This is a genomic window from Actinoplanes subtropicus (assembly GCF_000721705.1).
Lineage (GTDB): Bacteria > Actinomycetota > Actinomycetes > Mycobacteriales > Micromonosporaceae > Actinoplanes > Actinoplanes subtropicus.
The window spans coordinates 109604-124856 of record NZ_JOJL01000008.1 but is presented as its reverse complement, the minus strand read 5'-3'; the positions used below and the strand labels follow the sequence as shown (position 1 = coordinate 124856).

Sequence of the window (15253 nt, the reverse complement as noted above, 5' to 3'; positions counted from 1 at the left end):
TGAATTCAAGGCCGGCGGCGGCGGCCCCTTCCGGGGAAGGGGCCGCCATCCGTCAGATCTCTTCGACGCTGCTGACGCCCTCGTTCGGACGCCGGGACAGGTCGATACCCAGTTCCTCCGCGGCCCGGAAGACCTCGTCGTCCGTCTCGCGCATCTCGAGGGCCACGCCGTCGCTGGAGAGCACCTCAACGTTCAGGCACAGCGACTGCAGCTCCTTGAGCAGCACCTTGAAGGACTCCGGGATGCCCGGTTCCGGGATGTTCTCGCCCTTGACGATGGCCTCGTAGACCTTCACTCGGCCGAGCACGTCGTCGGACTTGATGGTGAGCAGCTCCTGCAGCGCGTAGGCCGCGCCGTAGGCCTGCATGGCCCAGCACTCCATCTCGCCGAACCGCTGGCCACCGAACTGCGCCTTACCACCCAGCGGCTGCTGCGTGATCATCGAGTACGGGCCGGTCGACCGCGCGTGGATCTTGTCGTCGACCAGGTGGTTCAGCTTCAGGATGTAGACGTAGCCGACCGAGATCGGGTCCGGCAGCGGCTCACCGGAGCGGCCGTCGAACAGCTGCGCCTTGCCGTCGCCGTTGACCAGCCGCTTACCGTCGCGGTTGACCAGCGTCGACTCGAGCAGCCCCTTGATCTCCGCCTCCTGCGCGCCGTCGAAGACCGGGGTCGCGACGTTCGAGTCCTTGGGGGACTCGTGCGCCTCGATGGCCTTCAGCTGGCGCTTCCACTCGGCGTCGTCGCCCTCGACCGACCAGCCGGTCTTGGCGATCCACCCGAGGTGGGTCTCCAGCACCTGGCCGATGTTCATACGCGAGGGCACACCGAGCGGGTTGAGCACGATGTCGACCGGGGTGCCGTCCTCGAGGAACGGCATGTCCTCGACCGGGAGGATCTTGGAGATGACGCCCTTGTTGCCGTGCCGGCCGGCGAGCTTGTCGCCGTCCTGGATCTTCCGCTTCTGCGCGACGTACACGCGGACCAGCTCGTTCACGCCCGGGGGCAGCTCGTCGCCGTCCTCGCGGGAGAAGGTACGCACGCCGATGACCGTGCCGGTCTCGCCGTGCGGCACCTTCAGCGAGGTGTCACGGACCTCGCGCGCCTTCTCGCCGAAGATCGCGCGGAGCAGCCGCTCCTCGGGGGTGAGCTCGGTCTCGCCCTTGGGCGTGACCTTGCCGACCAGGATGTCGCCGGGGACGACCTCGGCACCGATCCGGATGATGCCCCGCTCGTCCAGGTCCGCCAGCATTTCCTCGCTGACGTTCGGGATGTCGCGGGTGATCTCCTCCGGGCCGAGCTTGGTGTCCCGGGCGTCGACCTCGTGCTCCTCGATGTGGATCGAGGTGAGCACGTCCTGCTGCACGAGGCGCTGCGACAGGATGATCGCGTCCTCGTAGTTGTGGCCCTCCCAGCACATGAACGCGACCAGGAGGTTGCGGCCCAGGGCCATCTCCCCCTCGTCGGTGCACGGGCCGTCGGCGATGACCTGGCCGGCCTCGACCCGGTCACCCTCGAACACGACCGGCTTCTGGTTGACGCAGGAGCCGGCGTTCGAGCGGCGGAACTTGTGCAGCAGGTACGTACGGCGGTGACCATCGTCCTGGTGCACCGTCACGTAGTCGGCGCACAGGTCCTCGACCACGCCGCCGACCTCGGCGACGACCACGTCACCGGCGTCGACCGCGGCACGGTACTCCATGCCGGTGCCGACCAGCGGCGCCTCGGCCTTGACCAGCGGAACGGCCTGACGCTGCATGTTCGCGCCCATCAGCGCGCGGTTGGCGTCGTCGTGCTCGAGGAACGGGATCATCGCGGTGGCGACCGAGGTCATCTGCCGCGGCGACACGTCCATGTAGTCGACCTGCGCGCCGGGCACGTAGTCGACCTCACCGCCCTTCCGGCGGACCAGGACGCGGTCCTCGGCGAACGTGCCGTCGCTGCTCAGCACGGCGTTCGCCTGGGCCTTGATGTACCTGTCCTCCTCGTCGGCGGTCAGGTAGTGGACCTCATCGGTGACGGTGCCGTCCTCGACCTTCCGGTACGGCGTCTCGATGAAGCCGAACGGGTTGACCCGCGCGAACGTCGAGAGCGCGCCGATCAGACCGATGTTCGGACCCTCGGGCGTCTCGATCGGGCACATCCGGCCGTAGTGGGACGGGTGCACGTCGCGAACCTCGAAGCCGGCCCGCTCACGCGACAGACCACCCGGGCCGAGCGCGCTCAGCCGCCGCCGGTGGGTCAGGCCCGCCAGCGGGTTGGTCTGGTCCATGAACTGCGACAGCTGCGACGTGCCGAAGAACTCCTTGATCGCCGCCACCACCGGGCGGATGTTGATCAGGGTCTGCGGCGTGATCGCCTCGACGTCCTGGGTCGTCATGCGCTCGCGGACGACGCGCTCCATCCGGGACAGGCCGACGCGGACCTGGTTCTGGATGAGCTCGCCGACGGTACGCAGACGCCGGTTGCCGAAGTGGTCGATGTCGTCGGCCTCGTAGCCCTCCTCACCGGCGTGCAGCCGGCAGAGGTACTCGACGGTCTTGACGATGTCTTCCTCGGTGAGAACGCCGTTCTGGATCGGGACGTCGATCTCGAGCTTCTTGTTGAACTTGTACCGGCCGACCTTGGCGACGTCGTACCGCTTCGGGTTGAAGAAGAGGTTGTCGAGCAGGGTCTGCGCGTTCTCCCGGGTCGGGGGCTCGCCCGGGCGGAGCTTGCGGTAGATGTCGAGCAGGGCCTCGTCCTGCCCGGCGATGTGGTCCTTCTCGAGGGTGGTCATGAGCAGCTCGGACCAGCCGAACCGCTCCCGGATCTGGTCGGCCGACCAGCCGATCGCCTTGAGCAGGACGGTGACGGCCTGCCGGCGCTTCCGGTCGATCCGGACACCCACGGTGTCGCGCTTGTCGATGTCGAACTCCAGCCAGGCACCCCGGCTCGGGATGACCTTGACGCTGGAGAGGTCGCGGTCGGAGGTCTTGTCCGGCTCCTTGGTGAAGTACACGCCCGGCGAACGGACGAGCTGGCTCACCACGACGCGCTCGGTGCCGTTGATGACGAACGTCCCCTTGGGGGTCATCATCGGGAAGTCACCCATGAACACGGTCTGGCTCTTGATCTCACCAGTCGTGTTGTTGGTGAACTCCGCGGTCACGAACAGCGGCGCGCAGTAAGTCAGATCCTTCTCCTTGCACTCCTCGATCGAGGCCTTGACCTCGTCGAATCGGGGAGACGAGAAGGACAGCGACATAGTGCCGGAGAAGTCCTCAATGGGACTGATCTCTTCGAGGATCTCTGCGAGGCCCGAGTGGGCGTGCGGGTCGTCCGTCGACCGGGCCTGCCATGCCTCGTTACCGACCAGCCAGTCGAACGACTCGGTCTGGAGGGCGAGGAGGTTGGGGACCTCAAGTTGCTCGGTGATCCTGCCGAAAGAGACACGGCGGGGTGCGTAAGCGCTCGACGTACGGCTGGTCTTCGCAGGGCGGGAAGCTGCCAAGATGCGTCCTTCCGAGGACCGGTGCTGCTGATGCGGCTGCAGCTGCGGTATGCAACTGTTTGCGTTGCCCTCGTTTGTAGGCATTACAACGAGCCCCCAGGAAGTCATCCGGATGGATGTCCCGGCAGGGCTCAAGGCAGAAGGCAGCGCAAACTAGCAGTGTAGCCGCTCGGCTAACCGCTGTCCAGCCCACACCAGAGGGCAGCCTGCGGAACGTGTCCCCACTGCCTCTGACCTGCGCCTCCATGGCCAGGGCCTCTGCGTGGGGCCGCTCGAACGCGGCAACTCCCTCGGGTGCCGTCTGCAAATGACCCGGCAACTCTGTCATCCAAAATCGCGGGCCACCCGCAGGGCGGCTGTCGCAAGCGCGGAGAACTTGCTGATGTCAGCGTGCCTGTCAGTGGACACTCAGTCAAGGCCTGCGCCGCGGGTCGGACTCGCGCCGCCTCCCGGCGGGCGCGTCCTAGCGACCATACTCCAGCGATTGCCCGATTAAACCGACTTTGCCGGTCGGGAGCCCGACAGCCGCGCGCAACGCCGCTAGCTGGGACAACGTCCCCCAAAACACGGATGGCGGGGACCCGCCACGGGTCCCCGCCATCCGCAAGGGAAAGCTGTGGAGCGTTAGATCACTTGAGGGTGACCTTGGCGCCCTCACCCTCGAGCTTGGCCTTGGCGGCGTCCGCCTTCTCCTTGTTGACACCCTCGAGGATCGCCTTGGGGGCGGCCTCGACGGCGTCCTTGGCCTCCTTGAGGCCCAGGCCGGTCAGCTCACGCACGACCTTGATGACCTGGATCTTCTTGCCACCGTCGTTCTCGAGGACGACGTCGAACGAGTCCTTCTCCTCCTCGACCGGAGCGGCCGGGGCGGCGCCGCCACCCTGGGCCGCGATGGCGACGGGGGCAGCCGCGGTGACCTCGAAGGTCTCCTCGAACTGCTTCACGAACTCGGACAGCTCGATCAGCGTCATCTCCTTGAACGCGTCGAGCAGCTCGTCGGTGCTGAGCTTCGCCATGTTAGGCAACCTTTCCTAGCTTTTGTGGTGAATGTCGTGCTGGGTCCCGCGCGGCTCAGGCCTCCGCGGAACCGTCCTTCTCGCGCTTCTCCTGCAGGGCGGCCGCGAGGCGCGCCACCTGCGACAGCGGGGCCTGGAACAGGCCGGCCGCCTTGGTCAGGTTGCCCTTCATGGCGCCGGCCAGCTTGGCCAGCAGAACCTCACGAGACTCGAGGTCGGCGATCTTGTTGACCTCGTCGGCCGTGATCGCCCTGCCCTCGAAGACACCGCCCTTGATGATCAGGACGGGGTTGGCCTTGGCGAAGGCCCGAAGACTCTTGGCCGCCTCGACCGGGTCGCCGGAAATGAAGGCGAGCGCGGTAGGACCGGTGAACAGCTCGTCGAGGCCCTCGATGCCCGCGTCGGTCGCCGCCCGCTTCGCGAGCGTGTTCTTCGACACGGAGTACTTGGTCTCCTTGCCGAGCGAACGCCGCAGCTCGGTGATCTGCTTGACCGTAAGGCCGCGGTACTCGGTCAACACGGTGGCCGTCGAACCACGGAAGTTGTCGGTGAGCTCGGCAACGGCGCTGGCCTTGTCGGCCCGGACCGGCTTGTCCGCCATGTCCCTCCTCTCTCAGTGCTCAAAGCCACTGGTCGGGGAGAAGGAACCACAGATGAGAAACGCCCCGGCGCAAGGGCACGGGGCGAGGCGCACGGCTGTCGCTAGGAAAGCCTGCTCACGAACCGTTCTCCCCTGCGCGGGCCGCCCGCATCATGCGGGACCTTCGACCGCGACCTCCGTCGTTTCCGACGTCGGCGCGGCGACCAGCGGTCTATGGGTGGAACTCCGAGAAGAAAGAGTACGCGGTGCCGCCGCCGCCGCCAAATCGGCCCCTCCCGCAACGCCCGTGATCATCAGCCGCCGGCCACAATCCGCCCCCCGCCCCGGCACTGGGTGGGGCCAAGTCAAGCAGGCGCCTCTGACATTTTCGCCCCGTCGTCCACACGCTCCCCAAGCACCGCCAACACCCGCGCCTCCCACTCTCCCGCACGCCCCACCAGGAGCCCCAACCTTGGAGGTTTCGCGTGCGCTCCGAACGCCGGCGCTCCACTCTCGTACTCGCGTTTCGCGATCGTGGAGAGTTCGCGCTCACCCCGCACGCAAGCGCCGCACTCTCGGCGCCGCGGGACTCGACCTTGGGGGAGTTCGCGCGTCCCCGCACGCAAGCACCGCACTCTCGGCGCCGCGGGACTCGACCTTGGAGAGTTCGCGCGCTCGGACAGACTGCCGGGCCGCGAGCCGCCCCCGCCCCGGCACTGGGTGGGGCCAAGACGAACAGGTGGGTGCGACAGTTTCGGGTCGTTGTGCACAGGGCGGACAGGGGTCAGGAGCGGGCGCGGCGTAGCCAGCCGTAACCGGTGAAGGCGGCGGCGCACCACAGCGCTGCCCAGCCGGTCAGGAAGGCGAGGCGGTCGGCGGTCGGCAGGTACTTGCCGTTCAGGGCGCGGGCGGTGGCCATCACCGGGGGCACCAGCCAGGGTGCGATCGAGCCGCTCAGCCCCAGCACCACCACCAGCACCGCGGACACCACCAGGACCGTCACGCCCAGCCGGATGCTGCCCGTGACGGCCCGGCTGGCCAGGGCGCCGACGGCGATCGCGGCCGGGACGGCCAGCAGGTGGGCCAGGACGCCGAGGGCGAGGCCGGCGCCGAGATTCACGCGGGTGTCGATGCCGTTGAACAGCCAGGGGGCGGCCATCGCGGCCACACAGACGGCCAGGGACAGCACCAGGGCGGCCAGGACGCCCGCGGTGGCCTCCCGGGTGGGGCCGATGGAGAGGCGGGCCAGGCGGCGCTGCACGTCGGGCTCGGCGTCCAGCAGCAGCTTGGTGAGCCAGGCGATGACCGGGAAGAGCGCGGCGGCGGAATAGCCATACGCGACGGCGGCCGGGGACGCGCCGCCGCCGTAGATGATGCCCAGTTCGACCAGCACGGCGATCAGGGGAGCCAGCGCTCGGCCGCCGCGCACGAAACCGGCGATCCGCATTGCCACCAGCGGCCTCATCCTCGTACGCCCAAGACACGGTGACCGGATGCGCGCAGCGCGACCACCGCCTGGTCGGCCTCGGAGCGGCGGACCGCGACTTCCACGATCACCTCGTCCTCCTCAGTGGGCGCCGCCGGCGGGGCCGAGGTGGCGTGCAGGGTGCCGTCGGCGACCGTCCAGTGCCGCGCGCCGGGCAGCGCGGTGATCTCGCCGCGGTGGTCGCTGACCAGCACCATGCCGCCGGCCGCGGTCACCTCGGCGACGATGTCGGGGATCAGCGTGCGGGCGACCGAGTCCAGGCCCTCCCACGGCTCGTCGAGGACAAGCAATCCCGGCGGTACGAGGAGGGCTTGCGCGAGCCCCACCTTCTGCGCGGTGCCCTTGGAGAGGTCGGTGAGGCGGGTGCCGGCGTGCTCGGTCAGCAGCAGGCGCTCGATCCACTGGCCGACGGCCGTCTCGGGGGCGCCGCGCAGCTGGGCCATCCGGCGCAGGTAGTCACCGGCGGTGAACGGCTGGTCGGCGGGGAAACGCTCGGGCACCCAGCCGACGATGGCCGGCCGGCCCCGGATGGCGCCCCGGCCCGGGCGCAGCACGCCCGCGGCGAGCTGGAGCAGGGTGGACTTGCCGGCGCCGTTGCGGCCCAGGATCACGACCGTGGAGCCGGGCTCGACCGTCGCCGCCACCTCGCGCAGCGTCCAGTCGGCCCGCCGGGCGTACCGGAACCACACCTGCTCGAAACGCACGGCCGCAAGCCTGCCACAAAGAAGGCCCCCGGGATGTCCCCGGGGGCCTTCCGTAACGATCCAGCTCGATCAGGCCTCGGCCTTGAGGCCCTTGATCACGTTCGGGTCGACCGGCACGCCGGGACCCATGGTGGTGGTGACGGTGACCTTCTTGAGGTACTTGCCCTTGGCCGCCGACGGCTTGACGCGGAGGACCTCGTCGAGGACGGCCGCGTAGTTGTCGATCAGCTGGTCCTCGGAGAAGGACGCCTTGCCGATGATCAGGTGCAGGTTCGAGTGCTTGTCCACCCGGAAGGTGATCTTGCCGCCCTTGATCTCGTTGACCGCCTTGGTCACGTCCATGGTGACCGTGCCGGTCTTCGGGTTCGGCATCAGGCCACGGGGGCCGAGGATACGGGCGATCCGGCCGATCTTGGCCATCTGGTCGGGGGTCGCGATCGCGGCATCGAACTCCAGCCAGCCGCCCTGGATGCGGGCGACGAGTTCGTCGGTGCCGACCTCGTCGGCGCCGGCCGCCACGGCCTCCTCGGCCTTGGCGCCCTGGGCGAAGACGATCACGCGGGCCGTCTTGCCGGTGCCGTGCGGCAGGTTGACCGTGCCGCGGACCATCTGGTCGGCCTTGCGGGGGTCGACGCCGAGGCGCATCGCGACCTCGACGGTGGCGTCGAACTTGGTCGGGCTCGTCTCCTTGGCCAGCTTGATGGCGTCGGCCGGCTCGTACAGCTTGGTGTGGTCGATCTGCTCGGCCGCCTTGCGGTAGCCCTTGCTGCGCTGCATGTTCTCTTACTCCTGTGGTTGATGGCGGGGCACGGTGCCCCTCCCACTCGCTTTCCAACGAAAGCTAGATCTTGGTGACCTGGTTGAAGTTGAGCTCCACCGGCGTCTCGCGCCCGAAGATGGAGACCAGAACCTTCAACTTCTGCTGGTCGGCATTAATTTCACTGATCGAGGCCGGCAGCGAGGCGAACGCGCCGTCGGTGACCGTGACCGAGTCGCCCACCTCGAAGTCGAGGACCTTGATCTCGGGCTTGGCCTTCTTCTCCTCCTGCTCGACGGCCGGGGCGAGCCACTTGAGCACCTCGTCCAGCGAGAGGGGGGCCGGCCGGTCGACCCGGTCGGTGGCGCCCACGAAGCCGGTGACGCCCGGCGTGTTCCGGACGCAGGAGTACGACTCGGGGGTCAGATCCATCCGGACCAGGATGTAGCCCGGGAAGACCTTGTTGTTGACCTGCTGGCGCTTGCCGTTCTTGACCTCGACCTCTTCGCGGGTCGGCACCTCGACCTGGAAGATGAAGTCCTCCATGTCGAGGCTCGTGATCCGGGTCTCGAGGTTGGTCTTGACCTTGTTCTCGTAGCCGGCGTAGGAGTGCACCACGTACCACTCACCGGGCGCGTAGCGCAGCTTCTGCCGCAGCTCCTGCACCGGGTCGAAGTCGTCGTCATCCTCGGCGGCGACGACGACGGCGGCCTCGGCCACCTCGTCCTCGTTGGGCGCGGCCTCGACCGACTCGTCGGTGTCCGCCGTGGCCACCGACGAGAGCTCGTCGGCGGACTGCGCGGTCTCGTCGTCGTACTCAGGCACGCTCGCTCACTTCCAACTAAGTCTTCTGATCACTTACCGCCGAAGGCCCAAAAGATGGCCTTGCCGAACCCGTAGTCGAGGAAGCCCACGATCGTGGTCATGATCGTCACGAACACGATCACGATGGTCGTGTAGGTCAGCAGCTCCTTGCGCGTCGGCCAGATGACCTTACGCAGCTCGCTGACCACCTCACGGAAGAAACCACCGATGCGGCCGAAGAAGCCGGTGCGACGGGCTTCCTTCTTCTTCTTGGGCTCGCCCTTGGTGCGCTCGGCGACGGCGGTGCCGCCACGGCTGACCGGGGTGTCCTCGACATCGTCCTCGGACTCCGCGTCGTCGACGGCGTCGTCAAACACCTCGTCGTCGGCCGGGTCGCCGGCGTCACCGGGTCGATTCCTCTCGGCCATGGCGCCCTACTTCCGTCATCGTGGTGGTGGTCCCCCGTCGGCGCCCGTTTCCGGGGCGGGGGTCGTGCGGACCGCAGTCCCGGGCGGGCACGTCGGGGAGAGTTGCGCAGGGGTGACAGGACTTGAACCTGCAGCCTGCGGTTTTGGAGACCGCTGCTCTGCCAATTGAGCTACACCCCTGTGCGGAACGGCTCCGCCCCCGGATCGCGGCATGCGCGTCCAGGGGGTCACTGCCCCACGGCGGACCAGTGTACGGGTACAGCGCCCGTTAGCCCAACCCGCCCTACCGTTTCCGTACGACGGCTTGTGCCATGGAGAGAACTTTCTCCCCCTGACACGTCGCGGTGAGCGCCAGCCGAGTGTGCCCCTCCTCGGTCTCGCCCTTCACGGTGGCGGAGACGACGACCTCGGTGCCCTCGTCGGTGTCCGGCACCGGGACCGGCCGGGAGAAGCGCACGCTGAACTCGACGACCGCGTCCGCCGCGCCGGCCCAGGCGGTCACCGCGCGGCCCACCAGGGCCATCGTGAACATGCCGTGGGCGATCACCCCGGGCAGGCCCACCGAGTTGGCGAAGCGCTCGCTCCAGTGGATCGGGTTGAAGTCGCCGGAGGCGCCGGCGTAGCGGACCAGGTCGGCCCGGGTGACTCGGAAGGTCTGCGGCTCGAAGGTCATCTGCTACTCCTCCCCGCGCTGCACGAGCTTGGCCCAGACGGTGACCACCGGCTCGCCGGCGTCGGTCGACACGTCGCTGCGGGTGGTCAGGAAGTCGTGCCCGCCCCGGCTGGTGATCTCCTCGACGGTGTTGACGCAGACCAGGGCGTCGCCGGCGACGATCGGCCGGCGGTACGCGAACCTCTGGTCGCCGTGCACCACCCGGCTGTAGTCGATGCCGAGCTCCGGGTCCTCGACGATCTGCCGGTGGCTCGAGGCCATCGTGAAGATGATCGGGAAGGTCGGCGGGGCGACGACGTCGGCGTACCCAAGAGCGCGGGCCGCCTCGGGGTCGAGGTACTCCGGGTCGGCGGCGCCGATCGCGCGGGCGAACTCGCGGATCTTCTCGCGACCGACCTGGTAGGGCTCGGTGGGCGGATACGAACGTCCGACGTAGGACTGGTCCAGGGGCATGCCCACAAACTACTCTGCGCCGCCCTTTCGGACGGCGCAGCAGGTGGGTGGTGCCCAGTGCGTGCCAGATCGGTGCGTGCTGGGTCAGCGCGTCTCGCGGTGCACGGTGTGCCGGCCGTCCCGGGGGCAGAACTTCTTCAGCTCGATGCGGTCGGGGTCGTTACGCCGGTTCTTCCGGGTGATGTAGTTCCGCTCCTTGCACTCCGTACACGCCAGGGTGATCTTCGGACGGACGTCGGTCGCCTTGGCCACGGCAAGGTGCCTTCCTGCTCACGGGTTAGTTCAACGACATGCAAGCGTAGACGCTCGACACGCCGATCTGCAAAAGACTGCTAGTAGCGGTGGCCGGACTTGAACCGGCGACACAGCGATTATGAGCCGCTTGCTCTGCCAACTGAGCTACACCGCCGAGCCAGGCTCAAGATCCAGCGCCGGCGGCGGGGAAAGAACCCGGTAGAGCCCCCTTACGGAATCGAACCGTAGACCTTCTCCTTACCATGGAGACGCTCTGCCGACTGAGCTAAGGGGGCTTGCGCACGCGCTTTCGCTTGCTGCGCAGAGAAGACAATACACGGCCCGGGTTCCCGGGTGAAATCGGGGTCAGATCACCGCGCGCAGCCGCCGGACCTCGCCCGTCGGGGTCGACTCGGGCTCGGTCTGGGCGCTGAACCAGGCCTCCAGCCGCTCGTACGGCAGCGGGCGGCTGAACAGATAACCCTGGCCGATCTCGCAGCCCATCTCCTCCAGCAGGTCGAGGGTCAGCTCGCTCTCGACCCCCTCGGCGACCACGGTGAGACCGAATTCACGGGACAGGCTGACCACCGCCCGTACGATCGCCAGGTCGCCCGAATCGGTCGCCATGCCCTGCACGAAGCTGTCGTCGATCTTGACCTCGTGCACCGGCCACTGCCGCAGGTACGACAGCGAGGACGCGCCCGTGCCGAAGTCGTCGACGCTGAGCCGGACGCCGAGATCACGCAGCCGGTAGAGGGTCGGCAGCACCCGCTCGATGTCGCCGAGCATGCCCGGCTCGGAGATCTCGAAGGTGACCTGGGCCGGGGCCACGCCGTACCGCTCCAGCTGCTCCGCCACCATGTCGGGGAAGCGGGAGTCCAGCAGGGTGCGGACCGACAGGTTGACCGCGATGGAGAGCGGGCGATCGGCCTCGGCCCACTCCCGGCAGCGGCGCAGGCCCTCGGTGAGCACCCGTTCGGTGAGCCGGGCGAGCTGGCCGGTGTGCTCGGCGACCGCCACGAAGTCCTCCGGGGCGACCTCGCCGTGCGCGGCGTGCGTCCAGCGGGCCAGGCACTCGACGCCGACCAGGTGCCGATCGGCCAGCGTGACCTTGGGCTGGAAGTAGACATCCAGCTCGTCCCGGTCGAGGGCCTTGCGGAGATCGGCGGCTATCCCGAGCCGGCGTACCGCGCGGGACTCAAGGGCGGGGTGGAACAGCTGGACGCCGTACGGGAGGACCTTGGCGGCGTTCGCGGCGAGCTCGGCCCGCTGGATCAGCGTCTCGGGGTCGGCGCCGTGATCCGGGTAGACGGACACCCCGACGGCCGTGTCCACATCCAGCGTGAGGCTGCCGACCGTCATCGGCCCGCGCAGCTGCTCGCGCATCTCGGTGGCGAGCCGGACGGTCGCGTCGACGCTCTCGGCCCGCTGGGTCACCACGAACTCGTCGCCGCCGATCCGGCCGACCAGGGCGCCCGGGCCGGCGATCGCGCGCAGCCGCTCGGCCACCTCGGCGAGCAGCTTGTCGCCGGCGGCGTGACCCATCGACTCGTTCACGTCGCGCTGCCCGTCGACGTCGAACAGCAGGGTGGCGACCACCTCGGACTCGGCACGCACCTTGACCGCCTCGGCGAGCGCGTCGGTGATCCGCCGGCGGTTGGGCATGCCGGTGAGCCGGTCGTGGTACGCGTCGTGCCGCAGCCGCTCGACCAGCCGGGAATTCTCGACGGCCGCGGCCGCGTGCGCCGCGATCGTCTCGAGCACCTGCGCGTCGGGCCCGCGGAAGACGCGGGTGTCGCCGATCCGGTTGATCACCTCGAGGCTGCCGATCGTGGTCTGTCCCGATCGCAGCGGCACGATCACCACGTCTTTGATCTTGAAGGCCCGGAGCTCGTGACGAAGGTCCTGAGTCTCCTTGAAGCTCGGCCCGACCGCGATGGTCTGCCCCTCGGCGATCGCCCGGTCGCGAATCGCGGGCGGCGTCAGCGACAGGTCGAGCAGGCCTTTGTTCTCCACTCGAGCCGTCAGCAGCATTTCGGGATGCCGGCCCTGCGGGGCCAGCCACAGCGTCGCGTACTCGGCCCGCATCAGCGCTCGGACCCGGCCGAGCAGCACATCCGGGAGGCCGGTGTCGGCGCCCTCCTCGCGGACCGCCTTGGTGAGCTCGTAGACGTCGCTGAGGGTGCGGTGCTGCCGGAAGAACTCGGCGAACGACCGGAGCATCAGGACCAGCGCGGCGACCAGGACGAGCAGCAGAAGCGCCGCCCACGGGGTAGCGACCATGGCGACCAGGAAGACGAGCCCGATCACGATGTTGACGCTCGCGATGGCCAGCGCCGGGCCTATCCCGCGCAACGCGTCCTGACCGGCCCGGACACCCTGGACGGCGGCCATCACGCCGGCCAGGCAGAAGAAGTCGAGCACCGTGTTGATCAGCAGGGCCGTGGCGATCACGCCCCACGTCGCCGGGCCCGCGCCCTTGATGTCCGGCAGCGCGGCGATCACCAGGAGCGCGGCCGCGATCGTCGCCGACACCTTGGCGACGTTGAACCACATCTTGACCGGCGTGATCACTGCGGAACGCAGCAACTGAGTGCCGAGCGAGGCGCCGCCGACTACGAGAATGACCATCGGCGGTGGCAGGAAGTACAACACCAGAACGAGCGGGACCTCGGTCAGGATGATGCTGTACGTGCTGCGGCGGATGACGACGTTGAAGACGCCGACGTAGACCAGGGAGATCCCGGCGAGCGCGACGAGGCCGGCCGGCCAGGAGTCATACCAGTCCGGGCGCTCGGCCCAGAACCAGGCGAAGCAGGCCGCGGCGAACAGCGCCAAGGGGCCCGTGATCAGCCATGCGTACTGCGCGGAATGCTGACGGCCCCGCGGACGCCTGGCCATAACACTCCCTTGTCAGTCGAGGCCGTCGGCCCACACCCGGGTCGCTCGGCCCAGCGGGAGGCTCAGTCCCAGTCCACGATGAGAGCGGCGAACTCAGTCGCGGCAGAGTGGGCCTGATCGGCGCCCCCGGTAGCAACGCCGACGCCGCCGAAGACAACGGCAAGCACGAGAACTAGACGCGCGACGCGGCCCAGCTTCTTTGCGAACATGCCTGACTCCTGTGACCTCGAACGCGAACACGGTGTTACGCAACCTGTGGTGGGTCACATGATGGTGCCACACCCGTTGTGCGACAGGGAGTGTCCAGCGGCGGGTCGAGGCCGCACATACCGAAATCCTGACCGAACGGCTGAGGTTCACGGGGGAGCTGGGACCGAAAGATTGATGGCTTTCGGTCGGATTTAACGGCAAAAAAGAATGCTATTCACCTCGTGTCCGTCAAGATCACTTGACGTCAAGTCGGCCTGACGGGCAGGCTTTCCCGATGACTGCCTCACCGGACGAACTGGAGCGAGAGCACACGCTGTCGACCGCCACGACGCGGTACGACGAGCTGCGGATGCGGGATGCGCTCGCCGCGGTGGCCGGTGGGACACCCGGCGACGACGTTGCTCCGGCGCTCAGCCGCGACGAGGCGCTCGAGATGCTCGCGCTCAGCGAGGTGGTGATCCGCAAGGCCGGGTACGGCCGGCAGGCGATGGTACGGGCGGCCCGCGGCGCCGGGGCATCGTGGACCCAGATCGGGACGGCCCTGGGCAGCAGCAAGCAGGCGGCCTGGGAGGCGCACACCCGCTGGATCGAGGAGCAGGCCCGCCAGCACGACCGCACCGGCTACGAAGGACTCGCCCCCGACGCGGTCGCGGAGGCACGCGACCTGGCCGGCGAGGCGGACTCCTAGGCTCCGGTCGCGGCCGGCCGGTCGGTGGCGCTGTACTGCGACCAGGAGCCGGGGTAGAGCTTTCCGGGCGCGAAGCCGGCCCGCTCGAGGGCCAGCAGGTTGTGGCAGGCGGTCACGCCCGACCCGCAATACGAGACGACCGTCGCGCCGTCGGTGACGCCGGCCGCGAGGAACCGGTCGCGCAGCTCGGCGGGAGGCAGGAAGAGGCCGGTGGCGTCCACGTTCTCCCGGGTGGGCAGGCTGCGGGCGCCCGGGATGTGGCCGGCCCGCGGATCGATCGGCTCGGTCTCGCCGCGGAACCGCTCCGGCTGCCGCGCGTCGAGCACCACGAACTCGGCGCGGGTGGCGTCCTCGATGTCGGCGAGCCGCTCGCTCGGCCAGGGCCTCGCCTCGAAAACCCCGGGAGCGCGCGGCGGCGTCGTGGTTTCCAGCTTTTCCGCGTACGCGTGGAGCCCGCCGTCCAGGAGCGCGGCGTCGTGGCCGGTGGCGCGGAGCATCCAGACCAGGCGCGCGGCCATCACGCCGCCGGCATCGTCGTACGCGATCACGATGGTGTCGTCGCTCAGGCCGAGAGCCGCCATCCGCTCGGCGAACGCCTCGGGGGTCGGGAGCGGGTGCCGGCCCTCGGCCGGGCCGGCGTGCGCGGCCAGATCGGTGTCGACATCCACGAAGATCGCGCCCGGCAGGTGGCCACCCTCGTAGGCGGCGCGGCCGGACCGGCCGTCGAGGTAGTAGCGGACGTCGGCGAGCAGCACCCGCTCGGGATGCGCGCGGACGAAGTCGGGGCCGACCACCGGATCGATCACTGCCGCTCCTCGTTGTTCAC

Annotated in this window: 15 protein-coding genes and 3 tRNA genes; 1 reads left to right on the top strand and 17 read right to left on the bottom strand. The window is 68.9% G+C overall.

What is annotated here, in order from left to right; genetic code table 11:
* Positions 1 to 52 precede the first annotated feature (52 nt).
* The 16 genes from rpoB to IH26_RS59740 form a co-directional block, all read right to left on the bottom strand.
* Positions 53 to 3493, bottom strand: a complete 3441-nt coding sequence (gene rpoB, locus IH26_RS0113405; RefSeq protein ID WP_030436501.1) for a DNA-directed RNA polymerase subunit beta — start codon at positions 3491 to 3493, stop codon at positions 53 to 55.
* A gap of 629 nt (positions 3494 to 4122) precedes the next feature.
* Complete coding sequence (gene rplL / locus IH26_RS0113400; RefSeq protein ID WP_030436500.1) at positions 4123 to 4509, bottom strand: 50S ribosomal protein L7/L12; 387 nt, start codon at positions 4507 to 4509, stop codon at positions 4123 to 4125.
* Positions 4510 to 4564: 55 nt separating this feature from the next.
* The gene (gene rplJ / locus IH26_RS0113395; RefSeq protein ID WP_030436499.1) at positions 4565 to 5110 is read right to left on the bottom strand and encodes a 50S ribosomal protein L10; all 546 of its coding nucleotides are present in this window, start codon (positions 5108 to 5110) and stop codon (positions 4565 to 4567) included.
* Positions 5111 to 5873: 763 nt separating this feature from the next.
* On the bottom strand, positions 5874 to 6536 hold the full coding sequence (locus tag IH26_RS0113390; protein ID WP_342668269.1) for a hypothetical protein: 663 nt from the start codon (positions 6534 to 6536) through the stop codon (positions 5874 to 5876).
* 14 nt (positions 6537 to 6550) lie between these two features.
* Positions 6551 to 7279: an ATP-binding cassette domain-containing protein gene (locus IH26_RS0113385; protein WP_030436497.1), complete on the bottom strand. Its 729-nt coding sequence runs from the start codon at positions 7277 to 7279 to the stop codon at positions 6551 to 6553.
* Between the two features lie 69 nt (positions 7280 to 7348).
* The gene (rplA, locus tag IH26_RS0113380; RefSeq protein WP_030436496.1) at positions 7349 to 8056 is read right to left on the bottom strand and encodes a 50S ribosomal protein L1; all 708 of its coding nucleotides are present in this window, start codon (positions 8054 to 8056) and stop codon (positions 7349 to 7351) included.
* A 64-nt stretch (positions 8057 to 8120) separates the two neighbouring features.
* Positions 8121 to 8861: a transcription termination/antitermination protein NusG gene (gene nusG, locus IH26_RS0113375; RefSeq protein WP_030436495.1), complete on the bottom strand. Its 741-nt coding sequence runs from the start codon at positions 8859 to 8861 to the stop codon at positions 8121 to 8123.
* 29 nt (positions 8862 to 8890) lie between these two features.
* Positions 8891 to 9268: a preprotein translocase subunit SecE gene (gene secE, locus IH26_RS0113370; RefSeq protein WP_030436494.1), complete on the bottom strand. Its 378-nt coding sequence runs from the start codon at positions 9266 to 9268 to the stop codon at positions 8891 to 8893.
* A gap of 107 nt (positions 9269 to 9375) precedes the next feature.
* Positions 9376 to 9448, bottom strand: a tRNA-Trp gene (locus tag IH26_RS0113365).
* A gap of 103 nt (positions 9449 to 9551) precedes the next feature.
* Positions 9552 to 9941 (bottom strand): MaoC family dehydratase, encoded by a 390-nt coding sequence (locus tag IH26_RS0113360; protein ID WP_030436493.1) that lies wholly within the window; start codon positions 9939 to 9941, stop codon positions 9552 to 9554.
* A gap of 3 nt (positions 9942 to 9944) precedes the next feature.
* Positions 9945 to 10394, bottom strand: a complete 450-nt coding sequence (locus IH26_RS0113355; protein WP_030436492.1) for a MaoC family dehydratase N-terminal domain-containing protein — start codon at positions 10392 to 10394, stop codon at positions 9945 to 9947.
* 84 nt (positions 10395 to 10478) lie between these two features.
* Positions 10479 to 10646 carry a 50S ribosomal protein L33 gene (gene rpmG / locus IH26_RS0113350; protein ID WP_030436491.1) on the bottom strand — a complete coding sequence of 56 codons (168 nt, stop codon included), beginning with the start codon at positions 10644 to 10646 and terminating at the stop codon, positions 10479 to 10481.
* 84 nt (positions 10647 to 10730) lie between these two features.
* A tRNA-Met gene (locus IH26_RS0113345) sits at positions 10731 to 10803 on the bottom strand.
* Between the two features lie 48 nt (positions 10804 to 10851).
* A tRNA-Thr gene (locus IH26_RS0113340) sits at positions 10852 to 10924 on the bottom strand.
* Between the two features lie 70 nt (positions 10925 to 10994).
* Positions 10995 to 13529, bottom strand: coding sequence for a putative bifunctional diguanylate cyclase/phosphodiesterase (locus IH26_RS0113335; protein WP_030436490.1), 2535 nt, complete (start codon positions 13527 to 13529; stop codon positions 10995 to 10997).
* Between the two features lie 62 nt (positions 13530 to 13591).
* On the bottom strand, positions 13592 to 13738 hold the full coding sequence (locus IH26_RS59740; protein ID WP_157437174.1) for a hypothetical protein: 147 nt from the start codon (positions 13736 to 13738) through the stop codon (positions 13592 to 13594).
* Between the two features lie 275 nt (positions 13739 to 14013).
* Between IH26_RS59740 and IH26_RS0113325 the strand changes: the two genes are divergently transcribed.
* Positions 14014 to 14427 carry a hypothetical protein gene (locus tag IH26_RS0113325; protein WP_030436489.1) on the top strand — a complete coding sequence of 138 codons (414 nt, stop codon included), beginning with the start codon at positions 14014 to 14016 and terminating at the stop codon, positions 14425 to 14427.
* On the opposite strand, the gene IH26_RS0113320 is transcribed toward IH26_RS0113325, so the two are convergent.
* Positions 14424 to 15233 (bottom strand): sulfurtransferase, encoded by an 810-nt coding sequence (locus IH26_RS0113320; RefSeq protein ID WP_030436488.1) that lies wholly within the window; start codon positions 15231 to 15233, stop codon positions 14424 to 14426. The genes IH26_RS0113325 and IH26_RS0113320 overlap by 4 nt on opposite strands.
* Positions 15234 to 15253: the final 20 nt, after the last annotated feature.

Bases quoted from the DNA above. Each gene is read 5' to 3' on its own strand.
- rplL (WP_030436500.1), bottom strand. From the start codon at position 4,509: ATGGCGAAGCTCAGCACCGACGAGCTGCTCGACGCGTTCAAGGAGATG.
- rplJ (WP_030436499.1), bottom strand. From the start codon at position 5,110: ATGGCGGACAAGCCGGTCCGGGCCGACAAGGCCAGCGCCGTTGCCGAG.
- IH26_RS0113390 (WP_342668269.1), bottom strand. From the start codon at position 6,536: ATGCGGATCGCCGGTTTCGTGCGCGGCGGCCGAGCGCTGGCTCCCCTG.
- rplA (WP_030436496.1), bottom strand. From the start codon at position 8,056: ATGCAGCGCAGCAAGGGCTACCGCAAGGCGGCCGAGCAGATCGACCAC.
- secE (WP_030436494.1), bottom strand. From the start codon at position 9,268: ATGGCCGAGAGGAATCGACCCGGTGACGCCGGCGACCCGGCCGACGAC.
- IH26_RS0113360 (WP_030436493.1), bottom strand. From the start codon at position 9,941: ATGACCTTCGAGCCGCAGACCTTCCGAGTCACCCGGGCCGACCTGGTC.
- IH26_RS0113355 (WP_030436492.1), bottom strand. From the start codon at position 10,394: ATGCCCCTGGACCAGTCCTACGTCGGACGTTCGTATCCGCCCACCGAG.
- IH26_RS0113335 (WP_030436490.1), bottom strand. From the start codon at position 13,529: ATGGCCAGGCGTCCGCGGGGCCGTCAGCATTCCGCGCAGTACGCATGG.
- IH26_RS59740 (WP_157437174.1), bottom strand. From the start codon at position 13,738: ATGTTCGCAAAGAAGCTGGGCCGCGTCGCGCGTCTAGTTCTCGTGCTT.
- IH26_RS0113325 (WP_030436489.1), top strand. From the start codon at position 14,014: ATGACTGCCTCACCGGACGAACTGGAGCGAGAGCACACGCTGTCGACC.